General features: G+C 43.8%; 8 protein-coding genes and 1 other RNA gene. 7 read left to right on the top strand and 2 right to left on the bottom strand.

Annotated features, from left to right (window positions below):
- Positions 1-53: 53 nt before the first annotated feature.
- From gpsB to ACIQ0H_RS03840, 4 genes are all read left to right on the top strand, one after another.
- Positions 54-350 carry a cell division regulator GpsB gene (gpsB, locus tag ACIQ0H_RS03825; protein WP_403411152.1) on the top strand — a complete coding sequence of 99 codons (297 nt, stop codon included), beginning with the start codon at positions 54-56 and terminating at the stop codon, positions 348-350.
- Positions 351-467: 117 nt separating this feature from the next.
- An RNA gene (gene rnpB / locus ACIQ0H_RS03830) (RNase P RNA component class B) lies at positions 468-850 on the top strand.
- Positions 851-973: 123 nt separating this feature from the next.
- Positions 974-2,101 (top strand): THUMP domain-containing class I SAM-dependent RNA methyltransferase, encoded by a 1,128-nt coding sequence (locus ACIQ0H_RS03835; RefSeq protein WP_403411155.1) that lies wholly within the window; start codon positions 974-976, stop codon positions 2,099-2,101.
- Positions 2,102-2,164: 63 nt separating this feature from the next.
- The gene (locus ACIQ0H_RS03840; protein WP_403411158.1) at positions 2,165-4,075 is read left to right on the top strand and encodes an ATP-dependent DNA helicase; all 1,911 of its coding nucleotides are present in this window, start codon (positions 2,165-2,167) and stop codon (positions 4,073-4,075) included.
- 247 nt (positions 4,076-4,322) lie between these two features.
- Here the strand turns inward: ACIQ0H_RS03840 and ACIQ0H_RS03845 are convergent, their stop codons facing one another.
- On the bottom strand, positions 4,323-7,868 hold the full coding sequence (locus ACIQ0H_RS03845) for a S8 family serine peptidase (protein ID WP_403411160.1): 3,546 nt from the start codon (positions 7,866-7,868) through the stop codon (positions 4,323-4,325).
- A gap of 679 nt (positions 7,869-8,547) precedes the next feature.
- Between ACIQ0H_RS03845 and ACIQ0H_RS03850 the strand changes: the two genes are divergently transcribed.
- Positions 8,548-10,053 (top strand): carboxypeptidase M32, encoded by a 1,506-nt coding sequence (locus ACIQ0H_RS03850; protein WP_403412351.1) that lies wholly within the window; start codon positions 8,548-8,550, stop codon positions 10,051-10,053.
- 61 nt (positions 10,054-10,114) lie between these two features.
- On the opposite strand, the gene ACIQ0H_RS03855 is transcribed toward ACIQ0H_RS03850, so the two are convergent.
- Entirely contained in the window at positions 10,115-10,570 is a 456-nt protein-coding gene (locus ACIQ0H_RS03855; protein ID WP_403411163.1) for a chemotaxis protein CheX, read from the bottom strand.
- Between the two features lie 157 nt (positions 10,571-10,727).
- Here ACIQ0H_RS03855 and ACIQ0H_RS03860 point away from each other — a divergent pair, with 157 nt between their 5' ends.
- Together ACIQ0H_RS03860 and ACIQ0H_RS03865 are read left to right on the top strand one after the other, a co-directional pair.
- Positions 10,728-14,312 carry a dynamin family protein gene (locus ACIQ0H_RS03860; RefSeq protein WP_403411166.1) on the top strand — a complete coding sequence of 1,195 codons (3,585 nt, stop codon included), beginning with the start codon at positions 10,728-10,730 and terminating at the stop codon, positions 14,310-14,312.
- Positions 14,313-14,326: 14 nt separating this feature from the next.
- Positions 14,327-15,148: a sulfurtransferase gene (locus tag ACIQ0H_RS03865; protein WP_403411169.1), complete on the top strand. Its 822-nt coding sequence runs from the start codon at positions 14,327-14,329 to the stop codon at positions 15,146-15,148.
- Positions 15,149-15,151: the final 3 nt, after the last annotated feature.

Below are 15,151 nucleotides of genomic sequence, written 5' to 3' on the forward strand. Positions count from 1 at the left end.
CAAATCATGGTATACTGAATGATATGTAAACAGAGACGGAAGGGCGATTTTTCATGGATATTAAATTAGATTCAAAAACGATTCTTGAAAAGGAATTCAAGACGGGATTGCGCGGCTATCAGCAGGAAGAAGTCGATTTATTCCTCGATGATGTCATTCAAGATTATGAAGCTTTTAAAAAGACGATTGCGGAATTGCGTACTGAAAATGCTCGTATTAAAGAAGAACTGACGGAGGCTCAAAAACGTCCCTCGGCAGGAAGTGCTGGTACAACGAACTTTGATCTATTAAAGCGTATTTCTAACTTGGAGAAGCATGTGTTCGGTAGTAAGCTTTTTGATCAGGAATAACAAAAAGGTTTATGGATTTGATTTATGCAACAAGACAGACTTTATGGAATACTTTTTTAAAACCTATCCTAGTTGTAAATAAGACAAACGTACTGTATACTAACATTATCATAGTGTGAATTTAGGTAATCGCTGCAACGCCTAAGTTGTAGAGGAAAGTCCATGCTCACACGGTTCTGAGATGACCGTAGTGTTCGTGCTCGGCTAAAAAATAAGCCGTGGCTTCACGCATCGCGTGTTGACGGCGGGAATAAGTCCTAAGTCTTCGGATATGGATGAGGTTCCCTGAACAGTGCCACAGTGACGTAGCTGGCTCGGAAACGGGTCAGATGGAACGCGGTAAACCCCACGAGTGAGAAACCCAAATTATGGTAGGGGCACTCTTCTGAAGGAAATGAACTGACGAAGGGACAGACACCAGTCTGTAGATAGATGATTACCACCCTAAGTACGAGGTGCAAGCCGTTTGAGTACGCGGGAACAAAACATGGCTTATCGAATTTCCTATGGTATTATTGTTACATTGAATGCTCTCCTATATAATATGGGGAGCTTTTCTTTTTGGAAATTATACTTGATATAGAGTGACAAGGTTGATGGAATAGGATTGGAGTTGGATATGCATGACTGAATTTAAATTAGTGGCTACATCTGCAATGGGGCTAGAATCGATTGTTGCTGATGAAGTGAAAGCACTTGGTTTCGAGACAACTTCGGAAAATGGTAAGATTTTTTTCCAGGGTGATGCATTAGCGATTGCAAAAACGAATATGTGGCTACGTGTAGCGGATCGGGTTCGAATTGTAGCAGGTGAGTTCCACGCGACGACGTTCGATGATTTATTTGAACAGACGAAAGCGATTCCATGGGAACGTTTTTTACCGGTGGATGCAGCGTTTCCAGTTGCAGGGAAATCAGTAAAATCGACATTATACAGCGTGCCTGATTGTCAGGCAATCGTTAAGAAAGCAATCGTTGAACGACTGAAAATCGCCTATAAACGAATCGGTTTTTTGGATGAGTCAGGTCCATTGTTTAAATTGGAAGTATCGATTTTGAAAGACAAAGTGACGCTTACGATTGACTCTAGTGGAACAGGGCTACACAAACGCGGCTATCGAATTGGACAAGGGGATGCGCCGTTGAAAGAAACGATGGCGGCAGCACTCGTCAAATTGACGCGTTGGAATCCAGACCGTCCTTTCGTCGATCCGTTTTGTGGTTCAGGTACAATTGCAATTGAAGCGGCCATGATTGGGCAAAACATTGCACCTGGCTACAACCGCGACTTTTCGGCCGAACAGTGGCCATGGGTCAACAAAAGCATTTGGAATCAAGTTCGTGAAGAGGCGGAAGATATCGCGAAGTACGATCAACCCATTGATATCACAGGTTCAGACTACGATCCACGCATGGTCAAAATAGCGCAGGAAAACGCGGCAGAAGCCGGTTTCATGGATTTAATCAATTTTAGGCAGTGTGATGTAAGGGATTTGACTGTCGATGGTTTGAATGGTGTAATGGTTGGCAATCCTCCATATGGTGAACGTCTTGGTGAGATAGAAGAAGCGGAAGAAATTACACGTGAACTTGGTCGAATCATGAAAGACTATCCGTCATGGTCAGTGTACATGCTGTCTTCATTGGAAAACTTTGAAACGATGTATGGTAAAAAAACGACGAAAAAGAGAAAGCTATTTAATGGCTTTATCCGTACCGATTTGTATCAGTACTGGGGAAAACGTCAATAGATTAGGATATGCGGAAGAGGAGAACTCCTCTTCCTTTTGCATGTAAATCGGAAGGGGTTTCATATGAAAAGTAAGATGCCATTCCCTTTATCCAAAGAAAAATCATTCTATGAGTCGCTGAATGATTGGATAGGGGATACATTGTATGATGATTTAACCGAAAAAGGGTTTGACTGCCGGGATGAACAGATTTACATGGCTTTTCAGATTGAGCAGGCACTGAGGGAAAAGAAAGTACTGTTTGCGGAAGCGGGTGTTGGTACGGGTAAGACGATTGCTTACTTGCTACCGGCGATTGCCTACGCTCGCTATACGGGGAAGCCAGCCCTTATTTCGTGTGCAGATGAAACGCTGATTGACCAGCTTGTCAAAGAAGATGGCGATATTAAGAAAATGAGCGAAGCGTTGGGGTTAGATATCGACGTGCGTCTTGCTAAATCTCGCGATCAATATCTTTGTTTGAAACGGTTGGAGGAAACGGGTAACACATCCACGGAAGAATATATTGAAATAATTGAAGATAGTATTCCTGAATTTGTGCATGGTAATGTTTCCTTGCAGTCCATTGCTCCTTACGGGGAACGTTCCGATTATCCAACTCTAAGCGATGAACAGTGGAAAACTGTGAATTTCCATCCGATCCAACAATGCGCTGCGTGTGATATCCGCAACCGATGCGGGCAAACGATTCATCGCAACCATTATAGGGAAGCTGTTGAATTAGTTATTTGTTCGCACGACTTCTACATGGAGCATATTTGGACGAAGGACTCTCGTAAACGTCAAGGTCAATTACCATTATTGCCTGAAGCTTCGATGATTGTGTTCGATGAAGGGCATCTACTTGAATATTCAGCGCAACGTGCATTGACTTACGAAGTACAAAATAGTACTTTGCTAAATCTGCTTGAGCGAATTATGGTAGATGGTATCCGAGAGAAGACGCTTCAACTAATGGAACGTCTTATCGATACGCATGAAGCATTTTTCAACTTACTTGATAAGTTGGCAGAGGATACGGATAATGAGCGGAAAGCGATTGAAAAAACAGCTGAACTTCTTGCCATTGGTAAAGAAGCTATACAGATTTCGACTGCGCTTCTTGAAGAGTTTGTCTTCGAGGGTGAATTGTTCATTATCCCAGAATACGATTTGAAAATAGTTGAAGAATATTTGGACCAATACATCTATTCAATGGAACTATTTACGTCCGAAAATGATGCAGTTGATTGGTTAGAAGAGCGTGAGGGTGAATCGACACTTGTCATTATGCCACGCCTTGTTACGGATATTTTACGGGAAAAACTCTTTTCTTCCAAAACACCGATTGTCTTTTCTTCTGCAACATTATCGGTTGGAGAACAGTTTACTTATTTGGCAGACGGTCTGGGTATTCAAGATTACCTGTCATTTTCAGTGGACTCACCCTTCGATTATGATGAAGTGATGGAAGTGTTTGCGACCGATGTTGAAGTGGGTGGGAAAGCAAAACAAGCCCTTGAACTATTAGAGGATGGAGAGCAAACGTTGATTCTGTTCAAGTCAGAACGAGCGATGGATCAATTTAAAGAGCAAGTACCTGCCGAATGGCAAGGTCGTATTGCTTTCGAAGGGGAACGTGAATTATCTTCGATCGTTCGTGAGTTCCAGCAGAAGCAAGTATCTGTTCTATGCTCCTACCATTTGTGGGAAGGTTTAGATATTCCGCAAGATGCATTGACGCGTGTCATTATTTATGACTTGCCGTTACCGCCTTCGGATCCGCTTTTCGATGCAAGACGTCAGCATGCCAAGGATCCATTCCGTGAAGTGGACTTACCGTTCATGCTGCTCAGATTGCGCCAAGGTGCAGGTCGCCTTATTCGAACATCTGCCGATTCTGGTACGGTTTATCTGTTACTCGAAGGTGAAGAACAGAATATGAAGGCTGAAATCGAAGGGATTTTCCCGGTTCAAATGAAAATGACAGTTTAATAAAGATGAAAAGAAAGCTCTCCTAGCTTGATGGAGAGCTTTTTTGAACGATAAGAAAGTCTATAAAATTGAAGTACCACGAACTAAGTGTTCATGGTACTTTTGTTATCTGAAAATGAATATTTTAATACGTATTTTTAAATTTTTATAGGAGTTCAATAAGAAAAGGAGTTGCCAAAGCAACTCCACAATCATTAACCAAAGCAGCGGGTATTTTCATGCAAATCTATTGTACCTGCCACACGTGTTAGCGCACAGCGTAAGTCCGAATGTTCGTCTGTTCAATCTGGCTACCGTTTGCGTCCCATGCCTTGATGCGAAGTGAAACGTAGCCAGTGTTTGGATTTTTCAAATACACTCTGTAGTTGCCATCTTTTCTGTTATCCACTTTTGTTTTTTTCCAAGTTGCGCCGTCGTCAAAGGATACTTGGACCTCGACCCCTTTCATGACTGGGGTAGCACCTGATTGAAGAGCGAATGATAGATTGAAGTGGTCAGTTATGCCACCTTCTGCTTTGTTCTCATTATCGAGACTAATGTCATACTTCGGCCACAGCAGGGCAAGGTTTTCCTGTCCACTTTCCGGTCGCTCGGACTTGAACGTCCACGCCGTGTTGGTCTTTGTAGACATTCTGAATCCTGTCGGGTGCTCGGTGTCCAGCGTGATTTGGTACGTCGCTGGGTCAGGGCTAACAGTCACAGGGGAATGTAATGAGAAATATTTTCTCTCTGTGAGGAGCTTCCCGTCCTCGTATAATCGAGTGATCGAAGTGTCTTCAGGGTAACCAAAATAGCCCCAGTGCCCTTGTTGGCTGTCACCCTGTTCCTGCATGTTGAGAGTCATTATGTCTCCCTCACGATATGCCGTGGTTGTCTCGCTTTGAGCCGGACCGTTCGCCGCGCCAAGCCATGTCTCTTCTCGCTGCTCACCTGGAAGATAGTTGCGGAAGATGTCCTTCATGTTACGGCTGATGCGATTTTCGTCATAGACCGCGTGGTACCATTGAATATCTTTCATTTTTGGTGACATGCTGCCGGTTGAGTACCATTCTTCCCGGTCTAGTGGTGCGTCGAGAAACTCAGGGCTTAGGAAGATTGAGGCCTCGAGCGGGCGAATCGGCGCCAGTGATTCACTGATTATTCTGCCCTTCGTTCCTCGGTATTGTGCATTCACCACTGCAGAGTTTTCTTTTGTCACCGCGTCGACTGGGTTTGCCGGGATTACATCCGGAACCATCATCGCCATGTTATACACATACGGACTGTTGGCAATACCCTTCAAGTTGACGCTAGTAGGACCGTTGGCAATTTGATCGAACAGCACCGCTCCGTCGTCTTGTTGAAGAGTCCAGGCTGGAATTGTAATGCCAGCCGTTTTAAATACGCTAGTCCAGTAAATACCTGGTCCGTCGTAGACTATAAATACACCCGCTGCACCGGCAGCAGTCACGGCTTTGATCTGGTCAGTAACCGTCGATTGTGCATCACGGGTGATGACTGCTAGTTTGCCGCTGACATCCTTACCAACCAGGTCATCAGGTCGCGCAAAGCCGAGGTTGACTGTTTCTAGTGTCTTATCGCCGTCCAACTTAGGCGTATACATGATATGCTCGAGCGGAATCGAACTACCATTTCCGTCATAAGATGCACGAATCAAAGGGGCGTACTTACGCTGTTGGAAGTTGAACTCGAAATCAAAATCGGACGTGCTAGTAGTCGCAGGATCGGTTGGTACCACGTATGGGTGATCCCAGTACGGTGCCGTAAAACCTTTCAGGAAATCAACCATGAACTTGCCATTAGTCTGGCGGTATCCTAATTTATATCCGTTCCCTTCGGACTCCTTAGGCGTAGCGATCTTGACTTCTTTGCCCAACTGTGCATCTAACGTGATCATCTTGTTCTCGCCAAGCTCAATCTCAGGCTCACCTGCGAGGGTATGGTTCGCGACTCGCCAATTAGCCTCATCGTATGTGTACACGGTACCCATTACCGAGTAACGGCCCTGCGGTACTTCGATGAGCTTTATTCCATTGAGGGTGACTGTTCTGTTGAATCCCGTATCGAGGTTCACCACAAAGACTTCTCCATATGTTGGGTTTCCATTGCGGTCGATCATTTGAAGCGTTAAATCCACGGATGGTACTTTCTTCGTCGCACCAATGGTAGTGTTGATTGTTTTACCGTCACTTGAAGTAGCCGTAACCACTGCTTTGTAATCGCTCACAGTTCCGAGTGAAGGATCAAACGTCACGTTCACCTCACTGCTGCTATTGGCAGGAATCGTTACTTCGGACTCGCTTAGTGTAAACATACCATCAGGTGCCGGGGCTCCTTTTTCATTTTTAGATTCCATAGTAAGCGTTAATTTCATTTCATTATCGGATGAATTGACATAATCAAATGTCTGCTCGAGGGACTCACTAGTTTCCTCAGCTCCTCCAAGACTGACGACTGCAGGACTGCTATAGATATTCGCATCCAAAGCGTTATCAATCCTTACTCGTCCGCCTCCCTGCTGATATGCCGAATCGTTGGCATTTGGCTTAGCTGTTCCAACCAACACCTGCTTAATTCGATCGGCAGACCAATCTGGATGCCTTTGTTTAAGAATGGCTGCAGCACCAGCAATATGTGGTGTAGCCATCGATGTACCACTGGCAGCAGTATAATTGTCGTCTACAACAGTACCCATAGAGGTTCCGGCAGCACGTGCAGCTACGATGCCTACTCCTGGTGCCGTAATTTCTGGTTTGACTCGATAATTTTCGATAACCGGGCCACGGCTTGAGGTGGAAGCTAACACATCGTTTTTGTTAACTGACCCAACAGTCAATGCTTTTTCGGCTACACCTGGTGCGCCTATGGTTTTTTTATCTGGTCCTGCATTACCGGCAGCAATAACGAACAATGTGTCAGTGGTTTCGCTCAAATGGTTAACCGCTTGACTCACTGGATCTGTGCCGTCACTCGGTGTTGGATTACCAAGACTCATACTGACGATATCGGCGCCTTCTTCAACTGCCCAATCCATTGCAGCGATGATTCCTGAATCATAACCGTTCCCTTCATTGTTAAGCACCTTCCCGATTAATAGATCTGCACCTGGAGCTACTCCCTTTAATTTACCGTGGGAAGCTGCGCCAGATCCCGCGACAGTCGAAGCAACATGCGTTCCGTGACCGTGACCATCGATATAATTGGGATCGTTTGTGAAGTTCTTCGCAGTTATGATAGATGCTTTAACATCAGCATGATTCGGATCGATTCCAGTGTCCAAGACAGCTACTTTCACGCCTTCGCCGTCATACCCAGCCGCCCATGCTGTAGGCGCACCAATCTGTGAAACGCTCTGTTCCAGCGTCACTTGTACTTGTTTGTCAAGCCACAGCTTCTTTATACCACCAGCAAGTTCCGGCTCGGTCGCTGCGGAGTCGCTGTCATCATCGATGGCTTCCCAGAACGTCTCAGCTTTCGATTTGTTCACTTTTAACGCAACAGCGTTGGCGCTCTCCAATACGATGTCTTTTTTAGAACCTTCCGGAGCCGGCTTTTCTAACGCTTTGCCCACTGTAGACATTTTGTCAGAGTAAGTCGCGATCACCGGTATATCGGAGCCATTTGAGTCGTCGTACCCGTACTCTACCAACTTGGTGATGTTGAATAGCTCGCGGTCAAGCTCGTCCGCTTCGATGTACGGCTGCGCTTTGGCTGGTATGACATAGATTTCGTCACCCAACTGCATCTTCGTTATTTCTGTTGGTTCGCCATCGAGCGGAGGTGCGACGGTCACTGCCTTTAATCCGTCGGCATAAAGGTCAAGCATTACAACTTCGCCCGTGATAAGGGTAACCGTGTGCGAGTCGACGACCATGTTGTTTTCCAGCTGCTTGTACGCCTGATTGGACGGCGTTTTGGAGCTGGTGGCATCATAAGCAAATGATTGAACAGAACTTGTTGACAAAAGTACTGCAGATGCCAATCCTGCAGTCATTACATTCACCATTTTTTTGTTTCTCTTTTTCCCCATCTTCCCCATTACATCTCTCCTCTTCCTGACTAAAAAAATAGATTGATATATTTGTAAAAATATGATGCCTCGTGCTAATGACTCGACTTCACATTTAATACACGGATTGGTCTTTCGACATTTTGTCACCGAAGAATTACAACTAATCTAGCGTCAAACGGGAGTTAATCTGATGATTATTAAATATTCGTAAATATTAATCAATTAAACATATCATCCCATACTTATTCTTTTGTGGAAATAAAACATAGGTTGTAACTTTTTTTAGCCATTGGTTCTATACCTGCGTAAAACAAAAGTAGTATACCGAGTGTGATAGTATGAGGGGGGAGTTGAAGTGAGGTTCAAAGGAATCGTTTGTTCTCATAGTCAAACATTCTCCAAACTATATGACAGTATAGAATTATGCTAAAATAAAGACTTACATATTTCGCAAGGGGGAATTATTTTGACGACTGAAGAGAACTTTTTAGCATTGCTGAAAAAAATGAGTGCATATTCTGAGGCACTGTCCGTTATGTACTGGGATATGCGGACGGGGGCACCGAAAAAGGGGATTTCGACGCGGTCTGAAGCAGTCGGCACATTATCATCTGAACTGTTCAAAATGAGTGTTTCTGAGGAAATGAGCGGTTACCTTGATGAACTTGGAAAAAACCTTGATTCACTGAGTCCAATTGTAGCTAAGACCGTTGAAGTAGTGAAAGAAGAGTACGATCGAAGCGAAAAAATTCCGGCAGATGAACATCGTGAATTTGTCGTGTTAGCATCACAAGCGGAATCTGTATGGGAAGAAGCAAAAGACGAAGCTGATTTTGAAAAATTCCTGCCCTATCTTGAAAAAATTGTTGCAACGAAGAAAAAGTTTATCAGTTATTGGGGTGTAAAAGATAATAATCCATACAACACATTACTCGATCAATACGAACCAGGCATGACAACGGATATAATCGATGGGGTATTCAATCAGTTGAAAGAAACCATTGTGCCGCTTGTTCAGAAAATTGCAGCCTCGGGCAATCAGCCGGACACATCCTTCTTGTTCAAACAGTTCCCGAAAGACAACCAACGGAAATTCAGTCATGAAATTTTACAGCAGTTGGGTTATGACTTTGAGGCAGGTCGTTTGGATGAAACCGTACATCCTTTTGAGATGGGCATCAATCTTGGTGATGTTCGCATTACGACAAAATATGATGAGACTGATTTCCGTTCTGCGGTATTTGGAACGATTCATGAGTGCGGACATGCATTGTACGATCAACATATCGATAAAGCGCTTGAAGGATTACCGATTGCACAAGGAACGTCAATGGGCATTCATGAATCACAATCATTATTCTATGAGCAATTTATCGGCCATAACGAAAATTTTTGGAAGTACAATTTCGATTTATTGATAAGTCGATCACCTGAACAATTTAAAGGGGTATCAGTGGAGGACTTCTTACGGGCTATCAATTATTCCGAGCCTTCGCTGATTCGGATTGAAGCTGATGAACTGACGTATCCGCTTCATATTATGATCCGGTATGAAATCGAAAAAGGCTTGTTTAACGGCGAATATGAAGTGAAAGATTTACCGCAGATTTGGAATGATAAGTATGAAGAGTACCTCGGAGTCCGTCCGCAAAATGACGGTGAAGGTGTGCTGCAAGATGTTCACTGGGCGGGCGGCGACTTTGGATATTTCCCATCCTATGCACTCGGCTATATGTATGCTGCGCAACTCAAGGCGGCTATGTTAAAAGATATCCCTCATTTTGATGAATTGTGTGGAAAAGGGGAGTTCAGCCCGATTCTTGAATGGTTAACAGAGCATGTTCATCAATACGGCAAGATGAAGAAGCCGCTTGAAATTATTCAAGATACTACAGGTGAAGGTCTAAACGCCAGTTATTTGGCAGACTATTTGTCCGAAAAATACACAAAGTTTTATAATCTGTAAATAGAAAGTGCTGTTTCATACCCCGGAGAAAATCCGGTGAATGGAACAGCACTTTTTGGTTTTAATTTTCATCTATTGTCAGGAGTACATTTAATATGGCGCCGTTGTCAAATCGTACTGGTAATTTGATAGCCTGTTTGAAATCGCAAAACTTTTTTGTACCTGCCATAACTGTAGGGGGGGAAATATCAAGAATAAGACCGTCTTTTTCAAGTAAAGTACATAAGTTTCCAGCTATCATATTGCCGATCTCTCCGGTTAACGATTCAACCATCTCACTTTCAATAGTCATACCAAACATGGTTTGTCCAATTTTTGCAATGATATCCGTGGACGAATCTAGGATTAACTGGCCTTTTACACTACCTACAAGTTCGATCAATACACTTAATTCTTTTTGGTCGTATGGTTGTACGATCCTCGTGGGAGCTAAAAATTCTAATTTGATAGGAATGATAGTTGATAACGAGACAATAGTTGCATTTAAGATCATCCGAGCGTGAGTGGAAGTACTCATAAAAATCACCTCCATATAATAATGATAGTTCTATTATACTGGTATTCTCTTAGAGAAACACGTTATTCGACAAAATTCTATGATTTATTTTTTTATTTGTCATATAAAGAAAAATGGTATGATAGGGACAGCAATTGATGAAGGGGTAGAGTGAACCATGCAAGAGATAGATCTATTAATTAAACAAGCGGCTAGTTACGGTCAAATTTTTGCGAACAATGATGATGAAGAACGTTTTAAGAAAACGGAACTTTTTGCAGCGAAACTGATTGACAGGGAATATACAATTGGTTTTGCAGGCCATTTCTCCGCTGGTAAATCATCGATGATTAATGCATTGACGGGTGATGACTTATTGCCTTCAAGTCCAATCCCGACAAGTGCTAACATTGTAAAAGTACGAAAAACAGCTACGGATTTTGCGGTTATTTATCGTACAGATGGGACTGCAGTGAAATATGGAGGGCATGGTTTTCCAGCGGCCGTCAAATCGTTTAGTAAGGACGGAGCGGCCGTATCACTTGTTGAAATAGGTCATACGCAATCTAAGTTACCTGAGGGTATCACAGTAATGGATACGCCAGGTGTCGATTCAACGGACGATGCTCACCGACTGTCAACGGAATCTGCACTTCACCTTGCAGACCTCGTTTTTTATACGATGGATTATAATCATGTACAATCCGAACTAAACTTTCGTTTTACGAAGGAATTGATGCGTTATAACGATAACGTTTATTTAATCATCAATCAAATCGACAAACATCGTGATAGCGAATTGTCATTTGCAGAATTCAAACAGTCCGTTGAAGACTCATTTAAGATGTGGGGCGTTATACCGAAAGGCATCTTTTATACCTCATTGAAAGATGCGGCACATCCACATAATGATTTTGGCGCTGTTAAAGCGATTGTTGATGGATCGATGGAAAACTGGCAGGAGCGATTCGTAGAAAATGCGAAGCAAACACTTGTGAAGCTAAAAGATGAGCATAGCTTCTATTTAGCCGATGAAATTGTGGAGCGGAAAAATACATTTTCTGCAATCGTTACGGATGATGAGTGGGACAGGCATGACGAACTGCTAGAAGAGGCTTCGGAATCTAAAAAAATGCTAGCGCTTCTGTCAGGGGATGAATTTTCTACTACATTTGAAAATGAACGTAATAGCCTTATGCAAAGTGCAGCCATCACACCCTATGAAACGCGTGAACTGTTGAAGACATATTTGGAGTCACTATCTTCTCGTTTTAAAGTCGGTTTACTATTTGGTGCCAAAAAGACGGCTGAAGAAAGAGAACGCCGTAAACAGGCATTGGCTGATAATATGGGTGCGCTCGTCCATGCTCAAATTGAGGTCCATTTGAAAACCCTTATGAAAAAGACCTTGAAAGAGGCCGGGATTTTGACAGACGAACGGTCGCTTGCCATTGATGGAATGGATTTGTCTATTCCGTTTGCTGCGATTGAAAAGGAATTTACCGTATCAGACGTCATTACAGGTGACACCGTACTAAACTATTCGGAACGTATGAAAACAGCAATCCATGCTACATTCCGCCGAATGACGGACGAATGGAAACATGATATGGCGTTGATTGCATCGACAGCAGGCGATGATAATGCCGGTATGCTTGAGCAGAAAGTACGTCGTTTGGATGAAAAACTACAAGCCATCAGGCAAGTTGAGGAAGTTGAAGTTCAATTAGCAACTCTTGAAAATAGCATGGAAAGTCCATCCACAGCAATCATTGAGGGGCGCGAAATGCTTCTTCAAAAGTGGGAGACACGCGAAGCGCTTCAAACAATGGAGTTTTCCGAAGAGCAAGTGGTTATCCCGGAAGAAATAGTGGAACCGGACGAAGACACCAATCAGCCTGAGTTGGCAATAATTACTTCTGATTCAGAAACGGTCGTTGCTCAAGCCATTCAAGTCGCACATTCAGTAGAAAGTATCCCAGGTTTTCTGGAAACAGCTGATTATTTACGGAAAAAAGCGGATCGGTTAGATGGTCAAGAATTTACCATTGCATTATTTGGAGCGTTTAGCGCAGGAAAATCTTCATTTTCGAATGCATTGATTGGGGAGAAAGTATTACCGGTTTCGCCAAATCCAACAACGGCGGCTATCAATCGAATTCGTCCTGTTGGGCCAGGGAAAGAAGACGGCACGGCTGATGTGCTGTTGAAAACAGAAGAACGTATGATTGAAGACGTTAGCCGTTCATTTGAATCGCTTGGTGTAGTAACAACTTCATTGAATGATGCCTATCAAAAGGCTGATGAGGCACTTCATACAGAATTGACGGATGAAAATCTTCATATTCATAGGGCGTTTATCACGGCTTTCAAAAAAGGGTATCCCATCTATAAAAATGAACTAGGTTCCATCATCAAGGCGGAACGGGACGAATTCGTTAAATTTGTCGCGGAAGAAGATCGTAGCTGTTTTGTTGAATCCATTGATTTTTATTATGATTGCGAATTGACGCGAAAAGGGATTACGCTTGTCGATACTCCTGGGGCCGATTCCATCAACGCACGTCATACGGATGTTGCATTTGACTATATCCGAAACGCCGATGCTATTTTGTTCGTCACTTATTATAACCACGCATTCGCCAGAGCAGATAGGGAGTTCCTTGTCCAACTGGGGCGTGTGAAAGATGCGTTCGAACTCGATAAGATGTTTTTCATCGTCAATGCCATCGACCTTGCATCCAACGCGGAAGAAGCGGAGGCTGTTAAGACATTCGTTTCGGATGAACTGCAGAAGTTCGGCATCCGCAATCCGAGGGTTCATGGGATTTCAAGCTTGCAAGCACTTGAAGCTAAAGTGGCTAAACAACTAGATCCACTTATGACCCCGTTCGAAGAACAGTTCCATCATTTCCTTGAGAACGATCTTAAAGGACTTGCAGTGCAGGCGTTAGAAGAAGAGACTCTAAAAACAATCGAACGCTTGTCCTCACTGATTTCACGTACGGAAGCGAACATGACGCGAAAGGCAGAAAGACTAGAAGAGTTGAATAAGATTGAAGGGGAAGTGCGTCAACACTTCGCTTACAATTTTGCAGATGTGTTAAGAAAAGCAGCAAATAATGAGTTGGGTGAACTGGTCTACTACATTTTACAACGCGTATTTTTACGCTACGGCGATTTTTTCAAAGAAGCATATAATCCATCCATCTTCGTTAATCATTCAGCGGATCGTGCATTGAAAGGCGCGCTTGCTGAAACTGTGCAGATGATTGGATTCGATTTGACACAAGAGCTGAAAGTGACCAATTTACGGATGTTGAACTTCATGAAGAAGCAGCTGAATGAACGTCAACGCATAGAAGCTTCCCATCTAAATGAGACAGACGGCTCCATTTCACCTTCACCATACGAAGCGCAGGATGCTGAAATGTTGTCATTCGAGGCGCCTTATGCAGATCCGAACGTCTATAGTCGTGTCAATAAACTGTTTAAGAATCAGAAGGCGTTCTTTGAAAAAGGGGAACGGGATATCTTGAAAGACCGACTGGAGGAGCTACTGAAGCAAGATGCTTCCATTTATTTAGGGCATGAAAAGGAGTTACTTGAAAAGTGGACGGATAGTTGGATTGACAGTGAAGCAGAAGGACTTAGACAGCATTTATTGAAAGAAAGCCTGTCGCAGATTGCTTCAGAACGAACACTACTACAAGGAACAGAACAGCTTGAAGAATGGCGTGCAGTTTATAATAAACTACAGTGAAGGAGCTGGGGTAATTGGGGAACGTATTTGTGTCTGTAAAAGATATCGATTTTGGTGAAACGAAATGGATTGATACCCGTTTTTCATTGCAAGATGTGCATGAAGGTCAGCGGAAATATGAGCAAAGTCATGTAACGGGTGCGGTGTACTGGGACCTTGAACAAGACATGTCTGATATGACTAAAACAGCCGGACGTCATCCAATGCCTGAAAAGGAAGCCTTGACGAATCTGTTCCGTAAAAGTGGCCTATCAATCGGTGACCACATTGTGATTTACGACGATGGTGGCAGTCCGTTTGCGGCACGCGCATGGTGGTTGCTGCAATACGCTGGATTCACCAATGCTGTTATCGCGGTTGAAGGTTTCGGGGCGATTACACAGGCTGGAATTCCGATTGATAGCGTAGCATCGGTACCTGTTTTAACGTCGATGTCTCCTGAATGGGATGAAGGTATCTATGCATCTCGTCAGCTGGTCGAGGAGACGGTTGCGGGTAATACAGCGGGTATCTTACTAGATGCCCGCGCAGCGGAACGTTACCGTGGTGAGAAGGAGCCGATTGATCCGATTGCGGGGCGGATTCCGGGTGCGTTGAACTTTGATTGGGAACAGTTGAAAAAAGGTGGTATCTTCGATTTAGATGGAAGTGTCAAATCGCAATTGGCGCAGGTCGCGGATCCATCGGAGGAAGTGACCGTGTATTGCGGTAGTGGCGTGACTGCGGCTCCGTTATACGCCATGCTGAAGCACAATGGTTTTGACAGTGTGCGCCTGTACGTTGGTAGTTATAGCGATTGGATTTCGCAGAAAGACGCCAAGGTCGAGAAAGATTGAGGA

It is taken from the genome of Sporosarcina sp. NPDC096371, from assembly GCF_044762865.1.
Taxonomy (GTDB): domain Bacteria; phylum Bacillota; class Bacilli; order Bacillales_A; family Planococcaceae; genus Sporosarcina.

Bases quoted from the DNA above. Each gene is read 5' to 3' on its own strand.
- ACIQ0H_RS03860 (WP_403411166.1), top strand. From the start codon at position 10,728: ATGCAAGAGATAGATCTATTAATTAAACAAGCGGCTAGTTACGGTCAA.
- gpsB (WP_403411152.1), top strand. From the start codon at position 54: ATGGATATTAAATTAGATTCAAAAACGATTCTTGAAAAGGAATTCAAG.
- ACIQ0H_RS03840 (WP_403411158.1), top strand. From the start codon at position 2,165: ATGAAAAGTAAGATGCCATTCCCTTTATCCAAAGAAAAATCATTCTAT.
- ACIQ0H_RS03835 (WP_403411155.1), top strand. From the start codon at position 974: ATGACTGAATTTAAATTAGTGGCTACATCTGCAATGGGGCTAGAATCG.
- ACIQ0H_RS03855 (WP_403411163.1), bottom strand. From the start codon at position 10,570: ATGAGTACTTCCACTCACGCTCGGATGATCTTAAATGCAACTATTGTC.